This is a genomic window from Halomonas sp. BN3-1 (assembly GCF_003056325.1).
GTDB lineage: Bacteria > Pseudomonadota > Gammaproteobacteria > Pseudomonadales > Halomonadaceae > Halomonas > Halomonas litopenaei.
Genome location: NZ_PYVV01000004.1, coordinates 53,376 through 77,815, shown reverse-complemented (window position 1 = coordinate 77,815; position 24,440 = coordinate 53,376). Strand labels below are relative to the sequence as shown.

Below are 24,440 nucleotides of genomic sequence, written 5' to 3'. Positions count from 1 at the left end.
GACAAGGCAAAAATCGGTGAGAAAGCGCAGTTTACGGGGTGTAAATGAGCATTTTGATCCGATTTTTAACGCCGTATTACCGAGCGCAGGCACTTTTCAGACAAGCCCTAGACGGTGGTGGCGACATCCAGTTCCTTCAGCGCCTCATCCAGCATTTCGGCGAATACGGCGATGGCCAGAGGCAGCGGCCGATCCTTGGCCACACACATTTCCAACTGTGCCGCAGCGATACCACGATCCCGCAAAGGCACAAAGACAAGCTCCCCCTCGGCCAGTTCACGAGTCACATCCAGCGGATTGAGAAACGCCACGCCCACGCCCTCTCTGGCGAGCGACTTCATGCTCAGGATGCGGCCACACGCGGCAACGGCGGAGAGTCGCACGTCCTGAGTGGACAGCGCGCGTTCCAGAGTAGAGCCACGAAACATTGCCTGGTCCGGCAAGATCACTGGGACGTTCTCGAAATCCTTGAGGCGAAGCTCGCTCGCCTTGGCCAGAGCGTGCCACGGCGCCATGACCGCGCCGAAACGCAATTCGAGCCGGCGCAGGGTACGCAGGCGGGGATTGGACGGCGGATTGATGCAAAGTCCGATGTCAGCCTCTCCCGACAGGATAGCGTCGATGATGGGGTCGGTAAGATCGGTGGACAGGTCGAAACGCACACGTGGATAGCGCTCCATGAAGCGCCGAATGGTCACCGGCAGCAGGCGGTCGGTCACTGACTCCACCGACGCGACCCGCACCTCACTGGTACCGGTGCCTCGGATATCGTCCAGCACCCCCAGCAGCTGACGTTCGTCCCGCTGCCACTGTCGCACCTGATAGACCAGCAGCTCGCCCGCCGAGGACAGGCGCAGGCCGCGGGGAAGCCGCTCAAACAGCGGTACGCCAAGCTCGTCCTCCAGTTTGAGGATCTGGCGATTGACCGCCGATGCTGCCACATGGAGCTGGTCTGCGGCCCTGCGGATCGACCCTTGTCGGGCAACCTCATCGAAATAGCGTAGCGCGGTGGTCATCAAGGGCACGCGGTGTCTCCTGATTCGTCAGACCATGGCTGGCTCACTAATCGTTGCCATTTCGGCAACACATCTCACGAAAAACGATGATAGACGCGCACACTGACTCAGCGCTAGCTTTCACCTGAAACCCGCTGAAGAAACGCGGTTCGGCAAACACCTGGACGCACATTCTTGAACGACAACAACAATGAGGCCACCCATGTCTTCTCCTCTTCGCACCGATTCCGTCGATCCGGTGGACGAACGGCTGCCACTGAAGGCTGCCATCCTCTACGGCTTGCAGCACGTACTGGTGATGGCAGCCGCACCGATCACGGCGGTCTTCCTGGTCGGCCAGGCGCTGGGCTTCGGGCCTGACGTCACGGTACCGCTGATGAGCGCCACCTTCCTCGCCTGTGGCCTCGGCACCCTGCTGCAATCCATCGGGGTTCTGGGCTTCGGCGCGAGACTCCCGTTCGTGCAGGTCCCTGGCGGTGCCCCCATCGTCATCTTTCTGGCGATCGCCCAGGCCACCGATATCCAGACCGCCACCGGTGCGGTGATTCTGACCGCCTTGTTCTACTTCCTGGCACTGCCCTTCTTCACCCGAGTTCTCCGCTTCTTTCCGCCCATCGTGATCGGCACCATGCTGCTGCTGGTGGCCATCAACCTGGTCAAGATCTTCGGTGGCCTCATCGCCGGGCGCCCTGACAGCCCCGACTTCGCTGCCCCTTCGACCATTCTGCTGGCGCTGGCCACCATCGCCTGCATCGTCGTGAGTGCCAGAGTGTTTACCGGCGCCCTGCGTCGCATCTCGGTGATGATCGGGCTTGTCATGGGTGCGCTGATCGCGGCAGCCTTCGGTCACCTCAGCGTGGCGGGCATCTTTGATGGCCCCTTGATCGCCCTGCCCCAACTCTTTCCTTTCGGCATGCCCAAGTTCGACCTGCTGGCGTCGCTGCCGCTGATCATCTTCAGCGTGGTGTCGATGACCGAGGCCACCGGCCAGACCATGGCCACCGCCGAAATCGTCGGCAAGCGAGGCGATGCCAAGGCCCTGGTTCCCAGGAACATTCGCGCCGACGCCCTGGGCTCGCTGTTCGGCGGCTGCCTCGGCACCTCGCTGATCATCACCAGCGGCGAGAATATCGGCATCATCCGGGCCACTGGCGTGCGCTCGCGCTATGTCACCATCGCCGCCGGCTGTCTGCTGATCCTGCTGGCCATGCTGGCACCTCTGGGCCGACTGGCCGCCACCCTGCCGACACCGGTGGTGGCCGGCACCGCCGTCATCGTCTTCGCCATCATCGGGGTCATGGGCATCAATATCCTGCGCCGCGTCGACTTCAATGAGCACGGCAACCTCTTCACGCTGGCCTCGGCGCTGGCCATGGGTCTGCTGCCGATCGTTGTCCCGGGCTTCTACTCAGCCTTCCCGACCCACCTGCAGATCATCCTGGGTAATGGACTGGCCATGGGCACCCTCACCGCGGTGATCGTCAACCTGGCCTTCTACCACCTGGGCAGCGGCAACAGCGCCCGCGAGACCCAGCCCTCCCACACCGAAGCTCCGGAGACAGATTCATGACACTCGATCAGCAACTGCGCCAGCGACTCTCGGCCAGCGAGCTGCTGCTGTGCCCTGGCGAACTGCTCGCGAATGGAAGCATTCAGCGTGACATGGGAGTCGTGACGAGCGCCGGGCGCTTCATCGATATCGGACCCAAGGAAGCCCTGGTCGCCCGTCATCCGACGTTGTCCCCGATCGACCTGCCGGGACACCTGATGATGCCGGGGTTCGTCGACAGCCACCATCATCTGACCCAGTCACTGGGCAAGTCGCTGGTGTTCGGAGAACCCTCCGAAATCTTTCGACGCATCTGGGTGCCGCTGGAATCCAGCCTGGACGAGCGACTGCTTCACTTGTCGTCCAAACTGGCGGCGCTCGAGGCCTTGCGCGGAGGCTTTACCACTGCGGTGGACGCGGGCACCCGCAGTGCGGGGGAAATCGGCGCACTCGCCAAGGCGGCCGAAGAGAGCGGGCTTCGCTGCGTGCTCGGCATGATCTGCAATGATCGGGGCGGTAGCGGTTCGCCCCAGCAACGCAACGCCATTCTCGACCGTGCCGTGGCCCACCTGGCGGACTACCGCGACCACGCGTTGATCCATCCATCCCTGGCAATTTCCATTCCCGAAGCGGCCAGCGACGATATGCTCAATGACGTCGCCACGCTATGCCGCGACAAGGGAGCGATCTTCCAGAGCCACGTCAACGAGCACCTCCAGGCGGTCGAACGTTCTCTGGTAACGCGCTCACAGCGGCCGCTGGAGCATCTGCACGCGGTGGGCGCACTCGGCCCACAGACCCTGATCGCCCACGCCACCCTGGTCACGCCAGACGAACTCAATCTGCTGCGAGATACCGATACCGCGGTGGCCTTCAATCCGGTCGCCAGCAGCTGGAAAGGCAACGCGGTCGCACCCGCCCTGCAGATGGCGGCGCTTGGCATCCGTTTCGGGCTCGGTACAGACGGTACCCGCAGTGATGGCTTTCGCCTGATGGATGCGGCCGAGACCAGCCAGCGAATGGCCTTCGGTCTGGCTACCGGCGACAGCTCCTGCGGCGGTGGCTGGCGCTGGCTGGAACACGCTACCCTGGGCAGCGCCGAGTGCTGCGGGCTTGGCAGCATCACCGGCGACATCACTGTGGATAAAGCCGCCGACTTCCTGCTGGTGGATCTCGAGGTGCCTGAAATGACGCCTTCCTGGGACCGGCCCTGGGAACTTGTGCGCTACGGCAATCGGGATCAGATCGAAGCCGTGTTCACCGCTGGCCGACTGAGACTCTGGCAAGGCTGGCCAGTGGACTGGGACGCACGGGCACTGCTTGCTGAAGTCCGCGAGGTGGCTCCCGCCGCCATCAACAAGGCACCGATCCAGCGGGTCCATCCGACCTCCGAGGTGCATCGCGAGCGCCATGCAAAAGCTGGTGAAGCGACGCCCTTCAGGCAGCGAGGCAATGGGGAGCCCCGATGCTGACGACCACTACCTATGCGATCGCCGCCGTAGCCACCCTGCTGGCGTCCTTCGTCCAGGGTGCCATCGGTATCGGTTTCGCGCTGATTGTGGCCCCGGTGCTGGGAATACTGGCACCGACTCTGCTGCCGGTGGCATTGCTGGTCCTGATGCTTCCGCTGAATCTGCTGGTGGCGCTGCGCGAGCGCGAGGCCATCGATTGGCGCGGCAGCGCCTGGATCAGCGCTGGACGATTGCCAGGCACCCTGGCCGGGCTCGCGGTGTTGATGGTGCTGAGCACCCAAGGGCTCAACCAGTTGATCGGAGCGTCCACCGTGCTCGCGGTGCTGGTCGCCCTCTTTGCTCCGGTGTTTCGACCGGGCACCGGCGCCTGCCTCACGGTGGGTGCCATCACCGGTGTCACCGAAACCGCCACCGGGGTCGGTGGCCCTCCCCTGGCCCTGCTCTACCAGCATCGACCGGGTCCCGAGCTGCGTTCCACCATTGCCTGCTGCTTCGTGGTCGGCGAAGTGCTGTCACTGTTGATTCTCGCCATGGCAGGTGCCGTGCAACAGACACAGCTGTGGTGGGCGCTCGCTCTTCTTCCCCCTCTGCTGATCGGTACCGTCTTGAGCCGAATCATGCACCAGCGTCTGGATGCGAAACGCCTGCGTCAGGGGGTCCTGTTGTTTGCGCTACTCTCCGGGCTGTTCCTGATGGTGCCGCGATAGCCAGCGTCTGTCTTTTGCGCGAGCGATCAGGAAGGCTAAGCTGACAGGGCCACTTCTCGCTCAAGGATAGGGAATGTCCGCCATCTTGCTCTGGACGCTGGTCGCCGTCATCGCCACCGCCATCATCTGGAAGGGCAGCGGTCTGCTCGAACGCTCGAGCCAGCGCCTGTCGGCCTACTACCGGCTGCCGGAAATCGTTCAGGGTGCCATCGTGGTGGCGGTAGGCTCGAGCTTCCCGGAGCTGTCCACCACCGTCATCTCGACCCTGGTCCACGGCGAGTTCGAGCTCGGTGTGGCGGCCATCGTCGGCTCGGCGCTGTTCAATATCCTGGTGATTCCCGGGCTCAGCGGGCTGGCCTCGAAGTCACCGCTTCAGGCCAATCGCGACCTGGTCTACAAGGAAGCCCAGTTCTACATGATCGCGGTGGCGGTGCTGACCCTGACCTTCGCCTTCGCCGCCATCTACCATCCGGTGGAGACCTCGCCCCAGGGCGGCAGCATCCAGGGCGAGATGACCCGCTGGCTGGCCTTGATGCCGGTGGCCCTGTACGGGCTCTACCTGTTTGTGCAGTACCAGGACACTCTGGATCATGAATCCGACGAGGACGTCAGCGACATCCGCCCGGGACGAGAGTGGGGACGACTGGCGCTGTCGCTGGTGGTCATCGTGGTCGGCGTCGAGGGGCTGGTGCGCGCGGCGATCAACTTCGGCGAGATCTTCGGCACCCCGAGCTTCCTGTGGGGCATCACCGTGGTTGCGGCCGGCACCTCGATTCCCGATGCCTTCGTCTCCATCCGCGCGGCACGCCAGGGACGCGGCGTCACCAGCATCGCCAATGTGCTCGGCAGCAACACCTTCGACCTGCTGGTGTGCATCCCGGCGGGGGTGCTGATCGCCGGTACCGCGGTGATCGACTTCTCGCTGGCGGCGCCGATGATGGCCGCGCTGACCTTCGCCACGGTGCTGCTGTTTCTGATGATGCGCACCCACATGATCCTGTCGCGGCGCGAGTCGATCTGTCTGCTGGTGGTCTACGCGGCCTTCGTGGTGTGGGTCTCGCTCGAGTCCTTCGGCACCATCGACCTGGTGCCGCACCTGCCGCCATCGGGCGCTGTCAGCGCCCACGCCACGACTGGATAGCGATGACACTAGGCGCCCAGACGATCGGCCAGATCGATCAACGAGGTGCAGTGGAGATCGTTGTCGGGCGAACCTTCCACCGCCTTGGGGGCGTCTTCGCCGAACTCATGGGGACGCTCGATGTAGGCGGTCTTGAGGCCGCAGCGGCGGGCGGCGTCGAGGTCGTCCTGGTGGGCGGCCACCAGCATCACCTCCTCGGGGGCCACCTCGAAGACCTCGGCCACTCCCAGGTAGGTGTCGGGATGGGGTTTGTAGGCGCGGAAGACCTCGGCGGACAGGATCAGGTCCCAGGGCAGGCCGGCGTGCTTGGCCATATTGGCGAGCAGCCCCAGGTTGCCATTGGACAGGGTGCACAGGGTATAGCCGCGCTTGAGCCGTGACAGCCCCTCGACGCTGTCGGGCCAGGGCGCCAGACGATGCCAGGCGCGGTTGAGATGGGCCCTGCCCACCTCGTCCAGTGCCAGCCCGTGGCGATCGAGCAGCTCATCGAGAATCATCCGATGCAAGTCGTCGATACGCGTCCAGCCAAGCTCGCCGGACATCACCCTGTCCATGGCCGGCCGATAACCCGCGCGCCAGGCTCGGGCGAAGTCCGCGGGCGTCATCGATGCCGCTGCGCCTGGCGACGTGAGCAAACCCAGCGCCTCGACCTCCCGGGCGATACTGCCGTGCCAGTCGACCACTGTGCCGAAGATATCGAAGGCGAGTATCTGCGGGCGTACAGGTGTTGTCGTCATCGTCGCTCTCCTTGTTTCGCGGCCGGTGGATCTTGTCCGAAGTCGTAGCGGTACCCTACGGCGGGTACCAAGGCTTGGCCTAGCGCTTTGGGTCTGCCGCCCCGGGCGCCAACCTCGCCCTGAGCGACTCGGCAAGAAAGTCGATAAACAGGCGTATACGCACGACCTGACGCATGTCCTGGTGGGCCAACAGCCACAGGTCGACCGCCAACGCCTCCAACTCATCTCCTACCTGTTTCAAGCCGACATCAGCATCGCCCAGATAACGAGGAAGCACCACCGCCCCCAAGCCACGCCTGGCGGCCTGCTGCCGCCCCAGCAGGCTATCGCAACGGAAGCGGACCATCGCTTGCTCGACCTTGTCTTCCATCCAAGCCGCCAGCGCCGCATCGTCGGGGCGCTGTCCCTGATCAATCCAGGCGGTAATATCGCCCGGCTCGGAGATGTCGCCATCGCGAGCCACGTAGATCGCCTGGCGGATCGAACCGACTCGCCGACCGACCAACGTCTCGGGCGGCTGGTTGGAGGGCCGAATCGCCACCTCGGCGTCGCGAGCAGCCAGATCATAGAGGGCATTGGAGACCGAGACATCAAGCACGATGGCGGGATGGCGTTGCTGGAACGCCTCGAATACCGGCATCAGCAGCCCCTGCAGCAAGGAGTCTGTCAGGGTGACGCGAATGACGCCCTCCAGCCGTTGATCCCGCCCCTGGATGCGGCGCGTCACCCCTTCTACCTCCTGGTGCACGCGCGCTGCCGCCTGCGCCATCTCTTCCCCCGCCAAGGTGGGCTGGTAACCACCGGGTGAGCGCTCGAACAACAGCACGCCCAGGCGCCGCTCGATGTTTCGCAGGCGCCGAAACACGGTGGCGTGGCTGACGCCAAGCTGGCGTGCTGCCCCTGAGAGAGAGCCCGAGCGCGAAATCTCGAGCACCGTCCTCAAGTCGTCCCAACTGTTCATTTTTGCAAAGCCTGCTGACAAGAATAGGGAATTTCGTTGCACAAGTGTAAGGCATAGCCTGAACCACACCCACCGCAACGGAGTCGACCATGAATGTCCTGATCGTTCACTGTCACCCTGAACCCCACTCCTTGAACGGCGCCTTGACCGCCATGACCGCCGACACTCTTACCTCCCAGGGCCATCGGGTGGTCATCAGCGACCTGTACGCTGAAGGCTTCGATGCCATTGAACACCCTCGCCACTACCGCAATCGCCAGGACTCGCAGGTGTTTAGTGCACTGACGGAACAACGCCATGCCTTCGAAGAAGGACAGCTTCCCGAGGATGTCGCAAGAGAAATCCAACGGCTGGAACAGGCAGAGCTGGTGATTTTTCAGTTTCCACTGTGGTGGCATGGACCACCGGCCATGCTCAAGGGCTGGTTCGATCGCGTGATGGTGTACGGAGGGATGTACTCCGGAAGTCGCCGCTATGATCGCGGGCGACTCAAGGGCAAACGCGCCATCTGCGCGGTGTCGACAGGATCGCCGGCGGAGGCCTTCGAGCCCACCGGCAGAGCGGGAGACATTGTTCGGCTGATGTACCCCTTCCACTGTTCCCTGTATTACCTGGGCCTCGAAGTGCTGCCACCACAGCTCGCCTTCGGCATCCAGGGCGGCGGCCTCGCCTATCAGGAGGAGACCGCATTCCGCCGGCACCTCGAAAGCACCAAGGCCGACTGGCGGGCCAGGCTCAAGGGCCTGGAAGGGGAGTCGACGATCCCCTTCTCAGGGTGGGATGACTGGGACGAGCAAGGTCGGCTGGGGCTGCGTCATCCTCTGCGATGGCGATAGAAGCTCCGACTCGGCACTCCAGTATCCGCGGCAACGCCTCAGTGCGCCTCGTCCCAGTTGTCACCGCACTCGGCCTCGACGATCAGCGGTACGTCGAGGCTGGCGGCGTTCTGCATGCGCGTCTTGACCTCTTCCATGAAGGTCTCGGCCTGGTCATCTCTGACCTCGAACACCAGTTCGTCATGGACCTGCATCACCATCCAGGCGTCGAAGCCGTCGCTGCCGGCCTGGTCTGCGAGCCAGGCGTCCATATCGATCATCGCGCGCTTGATGATGTCCGCCGCGGTGCCCTGCATCGGTGCGTTGATGGCGGTACGCTCGGCGCCCTGGCGCCGGGCACGGTTCTGGGAGTGGATCTCCGGCAGGTAGAGCCGGCGTCCGAACACCGTCTCGACGTAGCCGTCTTCGGCGGCCTGGGCGCGGATGCGCTCCATGTAGCGTGCGACCCCGGGATAACGATCGAAGTAGCGGTCGATGTAGGTCTTGGCCTGGCTCTGCTCGATATGCAGCTGGCGGCCCAGGCCCCAGGCACTCATGCCGTAGATCAGGCCGAAGTTGATCGCCTTGGCGCTGCGCCGCTGCTCGCCGTTGACCTTGTCCAGGGCCACCCCGAACACCTCGGCGGCGGTGGCGGCGTGGATGTCCTTGTCCTCGGCGAAGGCTGACAACAGGCCCTTGTCGCCGGACAGGTGGGCCATGATGCGCAGCTCGATCTGGGAGTAGTCCGCCGCCACGATGCGATAGCCCGGGCGTGCCACGAAGGCCTGGCGGATGCGCCGTCCCTCGTCGGTGCGAATCGGAATATTCTGCAGGTTGGGGTCGGAAGACGACAGCCGCCCGGTGGCGGTCACCGCCTGGTGGTAGCTGGTGTGGACCCGGCCGGTGGCCTTGTTGACCAGCTTCGGCAGCTTGTCGGTGTAGGTCGAGCGCAGCTTGGACAGGCCGCGATGCTCGATGATCACCTTGGGCAGCGGGTAGTCCAGCGCCAGCTCCTCGAGCACCGCCTCGGCGGTGGAGGGCGCGCCCTTGGGGGTCTTCTTGATCACCGGGATGCCCTGCTCCTCGAACAGGATCTGGCCGAGCTGCTTGGGCGAGCCCAGGTTGAACTCGCGCCCGGCAAGCTCATAGGCGCGGGCCTCGAGCTCGCGAATGCGCTCCCCCAGCTCCCGGCTCTGGGTGTGCAGTAGCTCCGCGTCCAGCGCCACGCCGTTGCGCTCCATGCGCGACAGCACCCGCACCAGCGGGCGTTCGAGCTCGTCGAGGACCTCGGCCAGGCGGCCAGTCTCGTCCACTCGCGGGCGCAGCGTCTGGTGCAGCCGCAGGGTGATGTCGACGTCCTCGCAGGCGTAGGGCGCGGCCTGTTCCAGTGCGATCTGGTTGAAGGTCAGCTGCTTGGCGCCCTTGCCGGCGATGTCCTCGAACTTGACGGTGCCCTCGCCCAGGTACTTGAGCGCCAGCGAGTCCATGTCGTGGCGGGTGGCGGTGGAGTCGAGCACATAGGACTCGAGCATGGTATCCACCAAGGGCCCCTTGACCGGGATGTCGTAGCGCGCCAGCACCGAGATATCGTACTTGAGATTCTGGCCGATCTTGGCGATCGCCTCGTCGGCCAGGATCGGCGCCAGCGCCTCGAGCACCGCCTTGCGATCGAGCTGGGCCGGGGCATCGAGATAGTCGTGGCCCAGCGGAATGTAGGCCGCCTCGCCGGGCGTCAGGCACAGCCCGACACCGACGATGTCGGCCTCCATGTAGTTGAGGCTGGTGGTCTCCAGATCGAAGCAGAAGGCCTCGGCAGCGGCCAGTCGCTCAAGCCAGGCGTCCAGCTCGGCCTGTTCGAGGATCACCGTATCCTGGCGCTCGCTGGAAGGCGTCGCCTGGGCCTTGTTCTTGTTATCGCCTTCGCCTCCGTTGTCCCCCTCGGGGGTGTCGGAACCACCGGCGACATCATCGACGCCTTCATCCTGGCCTGCCAGCAGCTCCGACAGCCAGTTCTTGAACTCCAGGCGTTGATACAGCGTCTTCAGCGCCTCGCGATCCGGCGCGGCGATGGCCAGATCATCGAGGCCGAGCTCCAGCTCGCAGTCGGTCTTGATGGTCGCCAGTTCGTAGGACAGGTAGGCCTTGTCGCGGTGCTCCTCGAGCTTCTTCGGCAGCGTCTTGGCGCCACGAAACGACAGCGTCTTGACCTTGTCGAGATCGCCGTAGATGACGTCGAGCCCGCCTTCCATGCCCTGCAGCAGGCCGATGGCGGTCTTCTCGCCCACTCCGGGGACTCCGGGGATGTTGTCGACCTTGTCACCCATCAGCGCCAGGTAGTCGATGATCAGCTCCGGCGGCAGGCCGAACTTGTCCTTGACCCCGTCCACGTCGAGGGTCTCGCCCTTCATGGTGTTGACCAGGGTGATATGGCCATTGACCAGCTGGGCCATGTCCTTGTCACCGGTGGAAATCACCGCGTCGCGACCGGCGTCGGTGGCCATCTTCGCCAGGGTGCCGATGACGTCGTCGGCCTCGACCCCCTCGATGCACAACAGTGGCAGGCCGAGCGCACGCACGCACTCGTGCAGTGGCTTCACCTGGGCGCGCAGGTCGTCGGGCATCGGTGGCCGCTGGGCCTTGTACTGGTCGTAGAGCTCGTCGCGGAAGGTCTTGCCCGGGGCGTCGAAGATCACCGCCATGGGACTGTCCGGGTAGTCCTTGATCAGCCGCTTGAGCATGTTGATCACGCCCTTGATGGCGCCGGTGGGCTGACCCTCGGAGGTGGTCAGCGGCGGCAGAGCGTGGAAGGCACGGTACAGATAGGAGGAACCGTCGACGAGAACGATGGGGCTTGAGGCCATGGATCGGCGTCCCTGTAAGGATAAATGACTACGATGCCACCCATGATACGCATCCCTTTCGTCTTTTGCCGGACGCTTTTGCGACCTCGACGCGGTCACGGCCATCGCCCTGTCCCTGCGTCAGCCCCTGGCCCGCCCCACGCCCGCCCCCTGTGCCGGCCATCAGGCGTCGACCTGGGGCATCGGCCCTGTTCCTTTACTTTGCGAGGGGAACCTGTGCCGACGTATCATGGTCTGATCGAACAGTGTTCCCTTTGTTTTGCCAACCGTTCATTCTCCCATCCTGGAGACCCACCATGACGATCACCCGCATTGCGAGCGCCCTCCTGCTGTCGCTGGCCCTGCTGGCCGCCGCTTCGCCGGTGCTCGCCCAGGCGCAACCCGACATCAGCGTCCGCCAGGAAGCCAACCAGACGCTGCGCGAGTACCGCGTCAACGGCAAGCTGTACGCCATCAAGGTCGAGCCCAAGGATGGCAGCGCCTACTTCCTGGTCGACCGCAACGGCGACGGCAACTTCGAGCGCCAGGGCGGCGACAACGTCGAGATCCCCGGCTGGGTTCGCTGACCCAAGGCCGTTGCCTGGGCGGCGCGCCCGCCGCTGCGTCCCCTAGCTGTTGATGCCCGTCTGGCAAGCGGCGCGAAAGCCCGCTGAGACCACTCCCGTAGATCACGTGCAACTCGGTGCCAAGTCGCTACAATAGGCGCCTTGGCAACCCCGGGCGAGACGATTCATGGCCGTATTCACTCCGCTTGACGACGCACAGGTCGCAGGCTTTCTAAGCCGTTTTGACGTCGGCGAACTGACGAAGCTGCAGGGCGTGCCCGCGGGCACCGAGAACAGCACCTTCTTTGTCACCACCGACCGTCGCGAACTGGTGCTGACGCTGTTCGAGCAGGGAGAGCACGAAGAGCTGCCGTTCTTCGTCGAGCTGCTCGACTTCCTCGACGAGCACCGAATCCCGGTGGCCGGGCCGATTCACGACCGTGACGGTATCGCCCTGCACGAGCTGGCGGGTCGGCCGGCGCTGCTGTTTCCGCGCCTGCCGGGCGCCCATCCCAGCGCGCCCGACGTGACCCAGTGCCGAGCGCTGGGGCAGGCGCTCGGCGAGATGCATCGTGTCTCCCGCCACTTCGGTGGACACCGTCCCAATCCTCGCGATATTCACTGGCTGTCGGCCATGCACCACAAGGTGCTGGTCTACCTCTCGCCCGAGGACCAGGCGCTGATGCAGGACGAGGTCGACGCCTATCAGGCCGCGCTGGAAAGCGCCGAGCCGCTGCCCCAGGGCGCCCTGCACGGCGACCTGTTTCGCGACAACACGCTGTTCGACGGCGAGCGCCTGGGTGGCATCATCGACTTCTACAACGGCTGCACCGGCGACCTGCTGTTCGACCTGGCCATCGTCATCAATGACTGGGCCACCGACGCCGACGGTCGCCTGGTAGCCGAGCGCCACGACGCTCTGCTCGAGGCCTACCTGGCCGAACGCCCGCTGACCGCCACCGAGCGCGAACTGTGGCCGCTGATGCTGCGCCTGACCGCCCTGCGCTACTGGCTGTCTCGCCTGCTGGTAGTCTACGTGGACCCACCGGCCCACGACCTGACCCCCCACGATCCCGAACAGTTCCGACGCATCCTGCTTGCGCGCCTGGAACATGGAGCCCTGCCCTTGCCAGACATCGAGGCCCGCCCGTGAGCCACAAGCCCGACGCCGACTCCGCCGTGCAACGCGCCCGCCGCACCTGGAACATCGACCAGTGGGGTAGCGGCTACTTTGACGTGGACGAGGACGGACAGGCACTGGTCCGCCCGCTAGGCGAGGTCGAACCCGGCCCCAGCCTGTCGCTGCGTGGCCTGGTCGACCAGATCCGCCAGGCCGGCCTGCGCCTGCCGGTGCTGATCCGCTTCACCGATATCCTGCACGACCGGGTCGAGCAGCTGTGCGCGGCCTTCGACCAGGCCATGGGCGAGGAAAACTTCGAGAGCGGGTACACCGCGGTGTACCCGATCAAGGTCAACCAGCAGCGCCGAGTGGTGGAAGAGATCCTCGCCACCAACGAGCGAGGGCGCGACCGGGTCGGCCTGGAGGCCGGCAGCAAGCCGGAACTGCTGGCGGTGCTGGCCCTGTCCGGCGACGGCCCCTCGCTGATCGTGTGCAACGGCTACAAGGATCGCGAGTACATTCGCCTGGCGCTGATGGGCGAGAAGCTCGGTCATCGGGTCTATCTGGTGGTGGAGAAGCTCTCCGAGCTGCCGATGATCCTCGAGGAGGCCGAACGCCTGGGGGTGACCCCGCGCATCGGTCTGCGTGCCCGACTGTCCTCGGTGGGCCGCGGCAAGTGGCAGGACACCGGCGGAGAGAAGTCCAAGTTCGGCCTGACCGCCGGCCAGATCCTGACCGTGGTCGAGCGCCTGACCGAAGCCGGGCGACTCGACAGCCTGCAGCTGGTGCACTTCCACCTGGGCTCCCAGATCGCCAACATCGGTGATATCCAGCGTGGCCTGCGCGAGTGCGCGCGCTTCTACCAGTACCTGCGCCAACTGGGCGCGCCTGTGGACACCGTGGACGTGGGCGGTGGACTTGGGGTCGACTACGAGGGCACCCACTCGCGCAACTTCTGCTCGATCAACTACTCGATGCTCGAGTACGCCCGTAACGTGGTCTACGCCTTCAATCAGGTGTGTGCCGCCGAAGGGCTACCGCAGCCGCATCTGATCAGTGAATCCGGCCGTGCCCTGACCGCCCACCACGCGGTGCTGATCACCAACGTGATCGGCGAGGAAAGCGTGGACACCGCGCCGCCGAGCGAACGCAAGAGCGATGACCCCGAGGTCGAGGCGCTGTGGCGCACCCTGGACTTTCTCAAGCGCGAGCCGGAACCGCGTGGGCTGGTGGAGGCCTGGCACGACCTGATCCAGGACATGGGCGACCTGCACGACCGCTTCGTGCTGGGGGCCGCCGATCTGGCCGCCCGCGCCGAGGGCGAGAGCGTCTACTTCGCCGCCTGCGCCGCCCTGAGGTCACAGCTCGACCCACGCAATCGCGCCCACCGCGAGATCCTCGACGAGCTGGCCGAGAAACTCGCCGACAAGCTGTTCGTCAACTTCTCGCTGTTTCAGTCGATGCCCGACGTCTGGGGCATCAAGCAGATCTTCCCGGTGCTGCCGCTGTCCGGGCTCGACCGTCGCCCAAGCCGCCGTGGAGTGATTCAGGACATCACCTGCGACAGCGATGGGCGCATCGACAGCTACGTCGACGGCCAGGGGGTCGAAACCACCCTGCCGCTGCCGGAGTGGCGCGAAGACGACGAGCGCCTGCTCGGCTTCTTCATGGTCGGCGCCTACCAGGAGATCCTCGGTGATCTGCACAACCTGTTCGGCGACACCGACGCTGTCGACGCCTCGCTGGATCGCGACGGTGGCTGGCGCCTGACCAACCTGCAGTGGGGCGACCGGGTCTCCGACGTACTCGGCTACGTCAACTTCAACGCCGACGTGCTGCGCGAACGGCTCCGGGTCCAGCTCACCCGCAGCAACCTCGACCCACGCGAACAGCGTCACTTCCTCGATGATCTGTCAGAAGGGCTCGACGGCTACACCTACCTGGAGTGAGCCGACCCGCACGCCCCACTCCGTGTGAGCCTTCGCCCGGCGATGCCTACAGGTATCGCCGGGCACCTGCTATTGGGGACTTCAGCTCTTGCGCCTGGCCCACGCTCGTGGCGAGATATGCATCAAGCAAGACACATCTTGACCACAGGAGGACAGCGCCATCGCATCCCCAGCCCCCTACCCCCAAGACTCACAGCCCCGAGACTCACAGCCCAGAATTCCCCCCACCATGATGGCGGTGGTCACCACCGGCAACGGTGGCTACGACAAGCTCAGCTATCAACAAGTCCCGACCCCGACGCCGGGCCCCGGAGAGGTGCTGCTGCGGGTGCTCGCCGCCGGCGTCAACAACACCGAGATCAATACCCGGCTCGGCTGGTACTCCGCCAGCGTCAAGAGCGACACCCGGGCATCGGCGGACGCCTTCGATGACAGCGCCGAGAACGCCGCCGACTCCGAGGATGGCGGCTGGAACGGTGCCACTCCCTTTCCATTGATTCAGGGCACCGACTGCTGTGGCGAGGTAGTGGCCCTGGGTGCGCCGGGAGAGGAAGGTGCCAACGCCTCGGCCACGGCGGACCTGCTGGGTAAGCGGGTACTGGTACGCGCCTGCATGCGCACCAAGGGCTTCGATCACTGGGACTCGGTGTGGATGGCCTCGGACTTCGACGGAGCCTTCGCCCAGTTCGTCAAGGTGCCCGCAAGCGAGATATTCCCGGTGGACTGCAACTGGAGCGACGAGGAACTCGCCACCATCCCCTGCGCCTACGGCACCGCAGAGAACATGCTGCACCGCGCTGGTGTCGGCGCCGGCGACCGGGTGCTGGTCACCGGTGCCTCGGGAGGTGTCGGCTCGGCTGTGGTGCAGTTGGCCAAGCGCCGGGGTGCCCACGTCACGGCGGTGGCGGGCAGCGCCAAGCACGAGGCGATCCGCGCCCTTGGCGCCGACCGCCTGCTCGACCGCGACGATGACCTGCTGGCAAGCCTCGGCGAGTCGAGCATCGACGTCGCGGTAGATAACGTTGCGGGCAAGGGCTTTGGCGGGGTGCTGGAGGTGCTCGACCGCGGCGGCCGCTACGTCTCCTCCGGTGCCATCGCAGGGCCGGTGGTGGAGCTCGACATGCGCAAGCTGTACCTCAAGGACGTGCGCCTGATCGGCTCCACCGCCTGGGACGAGCCGATCTTTCCGGACCTGATCGGCTACATCGAGCGCGGCGAGATTCGTCCCCTGCTGGCCAGGACCTTCCCGCTTGCGCAGATCGTCGAGGCCCAGCAGGCCTTTCTCGAGAAGCAGCACGTGGGCAACTTCGTGCTGCTGCCGCCGCCGCTGGGCTGACGCCGAAGGCGTCGGGACTGCGGGTTAGCCAAGCGTTAACCGAGCACGCGGGTCTCGAGGGCGTGGCGCTGGCCGCTGGGCAGTGTCAGTTCGAAAGCCAGGCTCGCGCCCTTCTCCAGCTTGCCGACACCGGCCGGGGTGCCGGTCAGCACCACGTCACCCGGGGCCAGGGTGAAGTGCTGGCTCATCTCGGACAGCAGCGCCGGGATCGCGAACAGCATGTCTCGGGCCACGCCGTGCTGGCGACGTTCACCGTTCATGTCGAGGCTGAACTCGATGGCCGACCAGTCGAGCGGCGCCTCGATGGGCACGAAACGCGACAGCGGGCAGGCGCCATCGAAGGCCTTGGCGATCTCCCACGGATGCCCCTTCTTCTTCAGCGCCGACTGGACATCACGCAACGTCAGGTCCAGCGCAAGCCCGACCCCGACCACTGCCGCCTCGGCCTGCTCGGGCGTGGCCTCACGCAGGGTCTCGCCGATCAACAGCGCAAGCTCGGTCTCGAAGTGTACGTCGGAGCGCTCGAAGGGACCGCCGATCGGCTCTTCCAGGGGCACCACACTGGTCGCCGGCTTGATGAACAGCAAGGGTGCGTCGGGTACCGGGTTGTCGAGCTCCTTGGCGTGCTCGGCGTAGTTGCGTCCAACACAGACCACCTTGCCAAGTGGTTGGGAGAAGGCGTCACCGTCGACAAAGCTCGGGACGAGAGACATGGCAGGCTCCTGAAGGCATGAAGAAGGATAGGAAACGACACGGCCCAGCGAACGGGGTCGCGTGGCATGCAAAAAAGGCGCGCCCAAGGCGCGCCTTTCGAGTCTATCCCAGCCATCGCGCTCATCGCGAGCGGTGGCGACCGTCGCTTCAGGGATTGAAATCGCTGCCAGGCTCGTGGGCCAGGAAATCCGGGCGACGGCGGTTGGCCGCAAACGGCTCGACGCAGCGGTTGTCGGCGCGGTTGTAGACAAAGAAGGCATTGCTGCGCGGATCCGGCGACATGTTGGCGTTGGAGCCATGCAACGTGTTGCAGTCGAACAGCAACAGCCCACCAGCGCTGCCCTTGGGCGCCTCGATACCGTTGCGATCGATCAGCTGGCGCAGGGCTTCCTGACTCGGCACCCCGATCTCCTGCTTCTGCAGCGACTTCTCGTGGTTGTTGTCCGGCGTCTCGCCAATGCAAGGCACGAACACCCGATGGGAGCCGGGAATCAGCATCAGCGGACCGTTGAACTCGTGGTTGTCGGTCAGCACGATGGAGGCACTCACCGCGTGCATGTCGGGCATGCCGTCCTCGGCGTGCCAGGTCTCGAAGTCCGAGTGCCAGTTGAAGCCCTTGCCCTCGAAGCCCGGCTTGTAGTTGATGCGCGACTGGTGGACGTAGCTCTCGCCGCCGAGAATCTGGCGAGCGCGGCCGACCAGACGTTCATCATTGGCCAGGTGGGCGAACACCCGGGACAGATAGTGCACGGCGAACAGCGAGCGGATCTCCTTGCCGCTCGGCTCGACGATGCTGTAGTCCTTGCCCCGATAGGCGTCGTTGTCGAGCAATGCCTTGAGCTCTTCGCGCAGGCGTGCGAGCTCTTCGCCACCGAGGAAGTCGGGCTCAAACAGAAAGCCCTTCTGCTCGAACTCGTCGAGCTGCTGCTGGCTCAGCGGCCCCTGGTCGGCGCTGCCCTTGACCACCGGGCCCTGGCGGTCGACCCACAGGCTGTCCATCGGTTCAGGCAATCGCGTCGGGTAGCGGGTGGCGCGAGCCTGGCCGCTGTCGAGCCCGGCGAAACGTTGCCAGTCGAAACGCTGCTGGTCTTGTGGGTCCAGGTTGCTGCGATGCTTGGTTTGCGGATTGGACGATGTCTGCACTTCCATCCGATCACCCTCCCTTGGTATTGATCAGCTTTCAGATTCGAACACGTACCCGCGGCGCTACATACCTGTACACCAGCGACTTACCTTTACACCAGCGACGGCCCAGAAATGCTGCGCCACACAGGCGTCACTGACCGTCAAAGGCCATATCACCGACTGCATCAAGGGCAGCATTCAAGGCCACATCACAGGGTGCATCTAAGGCTGCATCCCAAGGTGCATCTAAGGCTGACCTCAAGGCTGCATTCAAGGCTGAATTCAAGGTATAGCGCCGCCCTGAAGGAGAAGGCTATCTCCCCGAGCCCAAGCTACAAAAGCCGCCTCTTGAATTCAACCCTTGCACAACTTGCGTCCAACTTTCAGCGATGCGTCACTCCTGCTACCTCGCCGGGGACAGGCTGTGTCTCGGTGAAGTAGCGCCAGGCGCCGGAGCCTGGCAGCGATGTTGGTGCCAGGTAGAGCGGTGCAGCGTCGCGATCCTGGGGGCAACCGGCGAAGGCGCTACCCGGCAGCAGCAGCCAGTCGTGGCGATTCTGATGGCCGAGGTCGGACCCTTGGCCAAGCTCGCCGCAGTCGATGTCTTCCAGATCCTTGTCCACCACCAGCATCCAGCGCCGCGATGGTGCCTCGGCGAGCCAGGCCATGGCGGCAGAAAGCTCTTGCTCGATGGGCGTCATGTCGCCGAAGTGAACACTTGGCGTGCGCGAATGCAGCAGGATCTCCTCATCGAAGTTCAACAGCGCGATCTCACCGGCCGGCCCCACCAGCTCCGCCACCCTGGCCATCATGTCCCGGGGCGAGCGCTCCGGGTCCATCCAGACGTAGCCTTGGGTACTCCACCACCCCCACAGGCACCACAGGAACAGGGTCACGGCGACCAGGCCTCGGCGCGGCCTCAACACAAGCGCCAGGCACAGAGCCAGGCCCCCCAGCGCCAGCCACTCCCACCAGGGAGTGATCCCGTAGCGATGGGCCAGACGCTCCAACGGCGCGACATCGCAGAGCCCTAGAAGGCCCGCCAATCCCAGCAGCCCGCCAAGCAGGATGACGGCTCCAAAGCCCGCGCGATTGAGGCCGATCCGCCTGGCAAGCGCCGGCAGCAGTGGCGCCAGCGCCAGCACCATCAGCGGCAGGGTCGGCAGCATATAGACGCCGCGTTTACCCGGTGACAGCGAGAAGAAGACCACGATCAACACCACGGCGCTTACAGGCAGCAGCGTACGCGCATCACCGCGGCGAATGCGTCGCCACCAGTTGGGAAAGGCCCAGGGGAAGGTCAGCACCAGCGGCATCCAGGCCCAGGGCAGCACCTGGGCGATGTAGTAGTACCAGGGGCGCAGGTGAGCCCAGGCGTCGGCGTAGCGCTCACCGGTCTGCTTGAACAGAATATTGTCACGATAGGCCGCCAGGCTCGGGTCGTCGCTCAGGCTGGTGATCAGGATCATCGGCAACCCCCAGGCCAGCACCACCGCGAGCAGGCACCCCAGTCCCTCGAGAAGGTCGCGAAGGCGGAGCGACGTCAGCCGGCCAGCCCCCCTGTTACCGCTGACACCGCCGCGCCCCAACCACCACCAGGCGGGCAGCAGCGCCAGCGGCAGAAAGCCCACCCCCTTGGTCAGGATGCCGGCCCCCATGGCCGCAAAGCCCGCCCGCCACCACCAGCGAGAGGGCCCCAGCAGGGCATGGCGTAACAGTCCGTAGGCGCCCAGGGTGGTAAAGAAGGTCAACAGCATGTCGATCTGGGCGGTCTTGGCCTGCAACACAAACTGCAGGGTCGCCAGGGTGGCAATGCCCGCCAGCAGACCAATGCGCTGGCCATACAGGCGCCGGCTCAGATCCACGATCAGCGCCAGAGTGCCGAGCCCGGCCAGCAGCGACGGCAGCAGAAAGCCGATTCGCATCGAGCCGGTCAGCCAGATGCCCAGGGCGCTTGCCCACATGAAGATCGGCGGTTTGTCGGCGTAGAGCTCACCCCCGCGATGGGGGATCCAGAAATCTCCGGTCACCAGCATCTCTATGGCATTCAAGGCGAAACGAGGCTCATCGGCGGGCCAGGGGTCCCGCCAGCCGAGACCGAGCGCCAGCAGCAGGGCGGCGAAAGCGCCAAAGGCCAGCCAACCGGCCCAGGAGGGGCGGCGCGGCATTCTAAAGGGATTCATAGCGCTATCCTCCGGTACGTGACGACGTCGATTCGATGGAAGACGGCGCCGGTTCGCCCGGCCGCTGCGAGGATCTGCCGATGGTATTGTTGCGCAGCAACATCACATTGCGCAGATAGATAAAGAGCCCGGCCCCCTGCCCAAGAATAAACACCGGGTCTCGGCGATGGATGGCATAGACCAGCAGGGTCACACCCCCGGCCAGGCTGAGAAACCAGAAGGCCACCGGCACCACGCTGCGTTTCGCCCTCTCACTGGCGATCCACTGCACGACAAAGCGCGCCGAAAACAGCGCCTGACCGAGAAAACCTACCACCAGCCACCAGGACAGCGTCATTGCGACGACCCTGCGGCGGCCTGGTTCAGGGTAACGCTGCTGCTTGAGGCCGTACTGCCAAAGACGACACGGGGCAGGACAACATCGAGACCGTCAGGCATCGGCTGCTGCCTACCAGTTTTGTTGACGGTGGTGTCCGTCGCAAAGGCCAGCTCCCCATGCCCCAGCGTCGTCCCGACCCGAGGCGGGTCGAGCGCATCATCGATACCACGACAGTCCACCGGCAGTCGCGAGCGACGTTGCAGCCAGCGCACTCCGATCAGGTCGGTGATGCCGACCCACAGGCGGTTGCTCAGGCCGTAGTGAGAGCGCCCGGCCCTGCGAGGCCGGTGTTTGACGGGGTGGGACAGACAACGCCCGCCCTGAGCGGCGACAAGGGCAGGTAAAAAACGATGCATATGATCGAAGTACGGTAGCGAAAGAAACGCCTGCCGGCGGATCACCTTGAGACCACAGCCGCTATCCGGCGAGCCATCGCCGAGCAGTCGTGCTCGAACCGCGTTGGCGACCCTAGAAGACAGCCGCTTGAGCGCGGAGTCCTGGCGTGTGACGCGATGACCGCCCACTAGGTCCACCCGCGCCGCCTTCGCGGCTTCCAGCAACGCAGGAATATCGGCGGGGTCGTTCTGGCCATCGCCGTCCAGGGTCGCCAGCCACTCGCCTCGGGCATGCCTCGCTGCCTGCCACAGGGCGGTGCTCTGACCCGCGCTATCGCGATGGCGAAGTGGCCTCAGCGTGTCCTGACGGTGGGCCCGCGTCACCAGCAGGGGCCAGGTATCATCGTCAGAGCCATCGTCTACCACGATGACCTCGTAGGCCTGTTGCGACAACGCTTGCTCGATCTCATCGAGCAGCGTGGGCAGGTTGGCGGCTTCGTTATGGGCAGGGATCACTACCGACAGGGTTACAGCGTGCATGGGATTCGCCTCGGACTGGGGAATACCGTCACCTTGCCCGGCGATACTTAAGCCACCCTTAATTCATAAATGCCGCCCTTGGTCACGACGTCACCGAGACGTCACCACGCTCACAGCGTCGCAGGAGCCTCCAGGCGAGACACCTTCATCGACCTCCTGTGCGAGACGACGTGCCACCGCATACCCGATGTCCGAAAACCGTGCCACCTGAGGTACCCTGAAGGCACCACTGCATCGAGGTAGCCATGTTGCGTTTCCAGCAAGAGGACCCTGCCGCCCCCGCCATGGCGGCGATGATCCGCGCCCACCGCCGCGGACTGAAGAAACTGGCGCCCACCTCGCCGCCAGAAAGCCGGCATGCCCTGACCCTGGATGAACTGAAGGCGCCGGAGGTGACCCTGTGGGGGCTGTGGGATGATGACGATCTGGTCGGCTGCGTCGCCCTGAAGGAAGTCAGCCACGACCACGGCGAGATCAAGTCCATGCGCACGGCACCAAGCCACCTTCGCCGGGGTCTGGCCTCCTTGATGCTCGACAAGGTCATCGAGGAGGCCAGAATGCGGAGCTATCGCCGGCTGAGCCTGGAGACCGGCTCACAGCCGGGCTTCGCTCCGGCTCGCCAGTTCTACACGCGTCATGGCTTTACCCCCTGTGCGCCCTTCGCCGGCTATGTCGAGGATCCCAACAGCGTCTACATGACCTTGGCCGTCTTCGATGACGACCGGGATGACGACCGGGATGACGGCCTGGATGGCGACCTGAAGGAGGCCAGCCGATGAGCGAAAGTGATGACGCCAGCCCCGACAACAGCGCCACACAGTTGCCCCTCGACAGTGCCGACACCCGCGAGCTGTCCTGCGCCGAAGCGGTAACCTTCGACAGCGGCGATACTCGCTGTCGCGGCTGGTGGTTCGAAGGTGCCGACGATGGTGCGGTGGTGGTCATGGCCCACGGTCTTGGCGGAACGGTGGCAGGCGGCCTTGTCGGCTACGCCCAGGCCCTGCATCACGCCGGCCACAGCGTGCTGGTCTTCGACTATCGTCACTTCGGCCGCTCCGACGGCGAGCCTCGCCAGCTACTCGGTATCAAGCGCCAGCAACAGGACTACACGGCCGCCATCGACTACGCCCGGGACCGGGCACCGGCCCTCCCGCTGGTGCTTTGGGGTACGTCATTCTCGTCGGCCCATGTCATCACTCTGGCGGCTCGTCGCGACGATGTCGCTGCGGTCATCGCCATGAATCCGATGCTCGACGGTCGGGCCTCGTCGCTGCTCAAGCTCAAGGACGCAGGACCTGGTACTTTCCTGCGCATGACCGGGGTAGGACTCGCCGACCTAGCCAGGGGCTGCCTCGGCCGAGGGCCCCGGTACCTGCCACTGGCCGGCGAGCCGGGAACCCTGGCCGCGCTCTCCGCCCCGGACGCCCTGACGGGGATCCTGTCGTTTGTCGATGACGACTTCGACAATCGTATTGCGCCACGCGCCCTGCTGGCGCTCGGGCTCTACCGTCCGGTCACCCGGGCCCGCCAGGTTCACTGTCCGGTGCTGCTGCAACTTTGCCTGCGTGACAGCGTCGCGCCGATCGCCCCCGGCTACCGGCTGGCGGAAGCACTGGGATCACAGGCCACACTCAAGACCTACGACACCGGCCACTTCGAGATCTACGAGGGCGACTGGCGGGCGGCCTTCGCCGACGACCAGCGGAAATTTCTCGCCCAGGCGCTGGCGCCGGCGCCAGCGCCCACGGCCCACGCCACCGAGTCGCCTCAGCACACTCCAGACGAGACCGACCCGCCGCCCGCCCGGTAGCCTGGCTATACTGGCGACGACACCTGACTGGCCACGCCCGAGGGCATGCGAATGCGCCACTACCCCTGCCAACGCTGTGACAACCGCCTGTTCTTCGACAATACCCTCTGCCTGGTATGCCACTCCGAACTTGGCTGGTGCCCGGGTTGCCATGCCCTGGTGACGGTCGATCTTCAGCCCGATGGTCGCTACCGCTGCGTCGACGACACCTGCGCTACGCTGCTGGTCAAGTGCCACAACTATTCCGTGGAAGGGGTCTGCAACCGCATGATCACCAGCGAGGAGGCCGACCGTGGCATGACGCTGTGTGACTGCTGTCGCCACAACCAGGCCATCCCCGACCTGTCGGTGCCCGGCCATCGTGAACGCTGGGCCAAGCTCGAGAGTGCCAAGCGCCGGCTTTTCTACACCCTCGACCTGCTGGGGCTGCCCCACGAGGTAGATGGCCGCCGCGCCAACCCGCCGCTGGCCTTCGCCTTCCTCGCCGACGAAGTGGCGGCGGAAGGCGACTGGCACTCCAGCGACGAGGGCATGCCGGTGTTCACCGGTCACGCCGGCGGACTGATCACCATCAACGTCAAGGAAGCCGACGACGTCGAGCGCGAGCGCCTGCGCAACGACTTCAACGAGGCCCACCGCACCCTGATCGGCCACTTCCGCCACGAGATCGGACACTATTACTGGGAGTTGTTGATCAAGGGGCGCGACGAGTCGGCCTACATCGAGGTATTCGGTGACCACAACAACCCCAGCTACAGCGAAGCCCTCGATCGCCACTATCAGCAGGGACCACCGAATGACTGGCGCGGCCGCTTCGTGTCGGCCTACGCCACCATGCACCCCTGGGAGGACTTCGCCGAAACCTTCGGCTTCTACCTGGACATGGTCGCCATCCTCGATACCGCCGGACACTTCGGCATCACCCCCACCGGCTTCGACGAGGACCTCGAAGCGATGTTGACCACCTTTCGCCGCCTGAGCCTCGGCTTCAACGAGATGAATCGCGAGATGGGACTGCTCGACCTGGTGCCGGAGGTGATCACCCCGACCATCGCCTGCAAGCTTTGCTATATCCACGACATGGTGCTGGCAGCGCGACGACAGCAGTGAACCGCCCGGTGCCCACCTAGCACCACCATGCGCCC

Annotated in this window: 21 protein-coding genes; 12 read left to right on the top strand and 9 right to left on the bottom strand. The window is 65.1% G+C overall.

From position 1 onward, the window contains the following. Positions 1-107: 107 nt before the first annotated feature. Positions 108-1,016: a LysR family transcriptional regulator gene (locus C9F12_RS06995; protein WP_240184203.1), complete on the bottom strand. Its 909-nt coding sequence runs from the start codon at positions 1,014-1,016 to the stop codon at positions 108-110. A gap of 202 nt (positions 1,017-1,218) precedes the next feature. On the opposite strand from C9F12_RS06995, the gene C9F12_RS06990 reads away from it, so the two are divergent. The 4 genes from C9F12_RS06990 to C9F12_RS06975 all read left to right on the top strand — a co-directional run bounded on the left by C9F12_RS06990 (position 1,219) and on the right by C9F12_RS06975 (position 5,885). Then, on the top strand, positions 1,219-2,586 hold the full coding sequence (locus C9F12_RS06990; protein ID WP_108448430.1) for a solute carrier family 23 protein: 1,368 nt from the start codon (positions 1,219-1,221) through the stop codon (positions 2,584-2,586). Further along, on the top strand, positions 2,583-4,037 hold the full coding sequence (locus C9F12_RS06985; protein ID WP_108448429.1) for an amidohydrolase family protein: 1,455 nt from the start codon (positions 2,583-2,585) through the stop codon (positions 4,035-4,037). Before C9F12_RS06990 ends, C9F12_RS06985 begins: the two co-directional genes overlap by 4 nt. After that, complete coding sequence (locus tag C9F12_RS06980; protein ID WP_197037042.1) at positions 4,031-4,744, top strand: sulfite exporter TauE/SafE family protein; 714 nt, start codon at positions 4,031-4,033, stop codon at positions 4,742-4,744. Before C9F12_RS06985 ends, C9F12_RS06980 begins: the two co-directional genes overlap by 7 nt. A 73-nt stretch (positions 4,745-4,817) precedes the next feature. Further along, the gene (locus C9F12_RS06975; protein ID WP_045992633.1) at positions 4,818-5,885 is read left to right on the top strand and encodes a sodium:calcium antiporter; all 1,068 of its coding nucleotides are present in this window, start codon (positions 4,818-4,820) and stop codon (positions 5,883-5,885) included. 8 nt (positions 5,886-5,893) lie between these two features. On the opposite strand, the gene C9F12_RS06970 is transcribed toward C9F12_RS06975, so the two are convergent. Together C9F12_RS06970 and C9F12_RS06965 are read right to left on the bottom strand one after the other, a co-directional pair. Beyond that, entirely contained in the window at positions 5,894-6,622 is a 729-nt protein-coding gene (locus C9F12_RS06970) for a haloacid dehalogenase type II (protein WP_108448428.1), read from the bottom strand. Between the two features lie 79 nt (positions 6,623-6,701). Next, positions 6,702-7,583 carry a LysR family transcriptional regulator gene (locus C9F12_RS06965; RefSeq protein ID WP_108448427.1) on the bottom strand — a complete coding sequence of 294 codons (882 nt, stop codon included), beginning with the start codon at positions 7,581-7,583 and terminating at the stop codon, positions 6,702-6,704. Positions 7,584-7,672: 89 nt separating this feature from the next. Between C9F12_RS06965 and C9F12_RS06960 the strand changes: the two genes are divergently transcribed. After that, positions 7,673-8,419, top strand: a complete 747-nt coding sequence (locus tag C9F12_RS06960; protein WP_108448426.1) for an NAD(P)H-dependent oxidoreductase — start codon at positions 7,673-7,675, stop codon at positions 8,417-8,419. A 38-nt stretch (positions 8,420-8,457) separates the two neighbouring features. Here C9F12_RS06960 and polA read toward each other — a convergent pair whose 3' ends face one another. Further along, positions 8,458-11,259 carry a DNA polymerase I gene (gene polA / locus C9F12_RS06955; RefSeq protein WP_108448425.1) on the bottom strand — a complete coding sequence of 934 codons (2,802 nt, stop codon included), beginning with the start codon at positions 11,257-11,259 and terminating at the stop codon, positions 8,458-8,460. 296 nt (positions 11,260-11,555) lie between these two features. Between polA and C9F12_RS06950 the strand changes: the two genes are divergently transcribed. From C9F12_RS06950 to C9F12_RS06935, 4 genes are all read left to right on the top strand, one after another. Beyond that, positions 11,556-11,825 carry a DUF2782 domain-containing protein gene (locus tag C9F12_RS06950; RefSeq protein ID WP_108448424.1) on the top strand — a complete coding sequence of 90 codons (270 nt, stop codon included), beginning with the start codon at positions 11,556-11,558 and terminating at the stop codon, positions 11,823-11,825. 166 nt (positions 11,826-11,991) lie between these two features. Beyond that, a complete protein-coding gene (locus C9F12_RS06945) occupies positions 11,992-12,957 on the top strand; it encodes a homoserine kinase (RefSeq protein ID WP_045992627.1) in 966 nt (321 codons plus the stop codon). Beyond that, entirely contained in the window at positions 12,954-14,873 is a 1,920-nt protein-coding gene (speA, locus tag C9F12_RS06940) for a biosynthetic arginine decarboxylase (protein ID WP_108448423.1), read from the top strand. Before C9F12_RS06945 ends, speA begins: the two co-directional genes overlap by 4 nt. Positions 14,874-15,102: 229 nt before the next feature. Beyond that, positions 15,103-16,209, top strand: coding sequence for an alcohol dehydrogenase family protein (locus tag C9F12_RS06935; protein ID WP_108448422.1), 1,107 nt, complete (start codon positions 15,103-15,105; stop codon positions 16,207-16,209). Positions 16,210-16,244: 35 nt separating this feature from the next. On the opposite strand, the gene C9F12_RS06930 is transcribed toward C9F12_RS06935, so the two are convergent. From C9F12_RS06930 to C9F12_RS06910, 5 genes are all read right to left on the bottom strand, one after another. Beyond that, positions 16,245-16,922: a fumarylacetoacetate hydrolase family protein gene (locus tag C9F12_RS06930; protein ID WP_045992624.1), complete on the bottom strand. Its 678-nt coding sequence runs from the start codon at positions 16,920-16,922 to the stop codon at positions 16,245-16,247. A gap of 148 nt (positions 16,923-17,070) precedes the next feature. Next, positions 17,071-18,072, bottom strand: coding sequence for an ectoine hydroxylase (gene thpD / locus C9F12_RS06925; protein WP_240184193.1), 1,002 nt, complete (start codon positions 18,070-18,072; stop codon positions 17,071-17,073). Positions 18,073-18,431: 359 nt separating this feature from the next. Continuing rightward, entirely contained in the window at positions 18,432-20,231 is a 1,800-nt protein-coding gene (locus tag C9F12_RS06920) for a glycosyltransferase family 39 protein (RefSeq protein ID WP_108448421.1), read from the bottom strand. 4 nt (positions 20,232-20,235) lie between these two features. Continuing rightward, a complete protein-coding gene (locus tag C9F12_RS06915; RefSeq protein ID WP_108448420.1) occupies positions 20,236-20,568 on the bottom strand; it encodes a lipid-A-disaccharide synthase N-terminal domain-containing protein in 333 nt (110 codons plus the stop codon). Then, a complete protein-coding gene (locus C9F12_RS06910) occupies positions 20,565-21,485 on the bottom strand; it encodes a glycosyltransferase family 2 protein (RefSeq protein ID WP_108448419.1) in 921 nt (306 codons plus the stop codon). Before C9F12_RS06910 ends, C9F12_RS06915 begins: the two co-directional genes overlap by 4 nt. 245 nt (positions 21,486-21,730) lie before the next feature. On the opposite strand from C9F12_RS06910, the gene C9F12_RS06905 reads away from it, so the two are divergent. Genes C9F12_RS06905 through C9F12_RS06895 form a run of 3 tightly spaced genes read left to right on the top strand, consistent with a single transcriptional unit; the run spans position 21,731 to position 24,405 of the window. Further along, the gene (locus C9F12_RS06905; protein ID WP_108448418.1) at positions 21,731-22,264 is read left to right on the top strand and encodes a GNAT family N-acetyltransferase; all 534 of its coding nucleotides are present in this window, start codon (positions 21,731-21,733) and stop codon (positions 22,262-22,264) included. Next, positions 22,261-23,295, top strand: coding sequence for an alpha/beta fold hydrolase (locus C9F12_RS06900; protein ID WP_108448417.1), 1,035 nt, complete (start codon positions 22,261-22,263; stop codon positions 23,293-23,295). Before C9F12_RS06905 ends, C9F12_RS06900 begins: the two co-directional genes overlap by 4 nt. 51 nt (positions 23,296-23,346) lie before the next feature. Further along, positions 23,347-24,405 carry a putative zinc-binding metallopeptidase gene (locus tag C9F12_RS06895; RefSeq protein WP_108448416.1) on the top strand — a complete coding sequence of 353 codons (1,059 nt, stop codon included), beginning with the start codon at positions 23,347-23,349 and terminating at the stop codon, positions 24,403-24,405. The last annotated feature ends 35 nt before the right edge of the window (positions 24,406-24,440 follow it).

Bases quoted from the DNA above. Each gene is read 5' to 3' on its own strand.
- C9F12_RS06980 (WP_197037042.1), top strand. From the start codon at position 4,031: ATGCTGACGACCACTACCTATGCGATCGCCGCCGTAGCCACCCTGCTG.
- C9F12_RS06915 (WP_108448420.1), bottom strand. From the start codon at position 20,568: ATGACGCTGTCCTGGTGGCTGGTGGTAGGTTTTCTCGGTCAGGCGCTG.
- C9F12_RS06985 (WP_108448429.1), top strand. From the start codon at position 2,583: ATGACACTCGATCAGCAACTGCGCCAGCGACTCTCGGCCAGCGAGCTG.
- C9F12_RS06960 (WP_108448426.1), top strand. From the start codon at position 7,673: ATGAATGTCCTGATCGTTCACTGTCACCCTGAACCCCACTCCTTGAAC.
- polA (WP_108448425.1), bottom strand. From the start codon at position 11,259: ATGGCCTCAAGCCCCATCGTTCTCGTCGACGGTTCCTCCTATCTGTAC.
- C9F12_RS06895 (WP_108448416.1), top strand. From the start codon at position 23,347: ATGCGCCACTACCCCTGCCAACGCTGTGACAACCGCCTGTTCTTCGAC.
- C9F12_RS06905 (WP_108448418.1), top strand. From the start codon at position 21,731: ATGTTGCGTTTCCAGCAAGAGGACCCTGCCGCCCCCGCCATGGCGGCG.
- C9F12_RS06975 (WP_045992633.1), top strand. From the start codon at position 4,818: ATGTCCGCCATCTTGCTCTGGACGCTGGTCGCCGTCATCGCCACCGCC.
- C9F12_RS06935 (WP_108448422.1), top strand. From the start codon at position 15,103: ATGATGGCGGTGGTCACCACCGGCAACGGTGGCTACGACAAGCTCAGC.
- C9F12_RS06970 (WP_108448428.1), bottom strand. From the start codon at position 6,622: ATGACGACAACACCTGTACGCCCGCAGATACTCGCCTTCGATATCTTC.
- C9F12_RS06930 (WP_045992624.1), bottom strand. From the start codon at position 16,922: ATGTCTCTCGTCCCGAGCTTTGTCGACGGTGACGCCTTCTCCCAACCA.
- C9F12_RS06965 (WP_108448427.1), bottom strand. From the start codon at position 7,583: ATGAACAGTTGGGACGACTTGAGGACGGTGCTCGAGATTTCGCGCTCG.
- C9F12_RS06920 (WP_108448421.1), bottom strand. From the start codon at position 20,231: ATGAATCCCTTTAGAATGCCGCGCCGCCCCTCCTGGGCCGGTTGGCTG.
- C9F12_RS06950 (WP_108448424.1), top strand. From the start codon at position 11,556: ATGACGATCACCCGCATTGCGAGCGCCCTCCTGCTGTCGCTGGCCCTG.
- C9F12_RS06900 (WP_108448417.1), top strand. From the start codon at position 22,261: ATGAGCGAAAGTGATGACGCCAGCCCCGACAACAGCGCCACACAGTTG.
- C9F12_RS06910 (WP_108448419.1), bottom strand. From the start codon at position 21,485: ATGCACGCTGTAACCCTGTCGGTAGTGATCCCTGCCCATAACGAAGCC.
- C9F12_RS06995 (WP_240184203.1), bottom strand. From the start codon at position 1,016: ATGACCACCGCGCTACGCTATTTCGATGAGGTTGCCCGACAAGGGTCG.
- C9F12_RS06945 (WP_045992627.1), top strand. From the start codon at position 11,992: ATGGCCGTATTCACTCCGCTTGACGACGCACAGGTCGCAGGCTTTCTA.
- thpD (WP_240184193.1), bottom strand. From the start codon at position 18,072: ATGGAAGTGCAGACATCGTCCAATCCGCAAACCAAGCATCGCAGCAAC.
- C9F12_RS06990 (WP_108448430.1), top strand. From the start codon at position 1,219: ATGTCTTCTCCTCTTCGCACCGATTCCGTCGATCCGGTGGACGAACGG.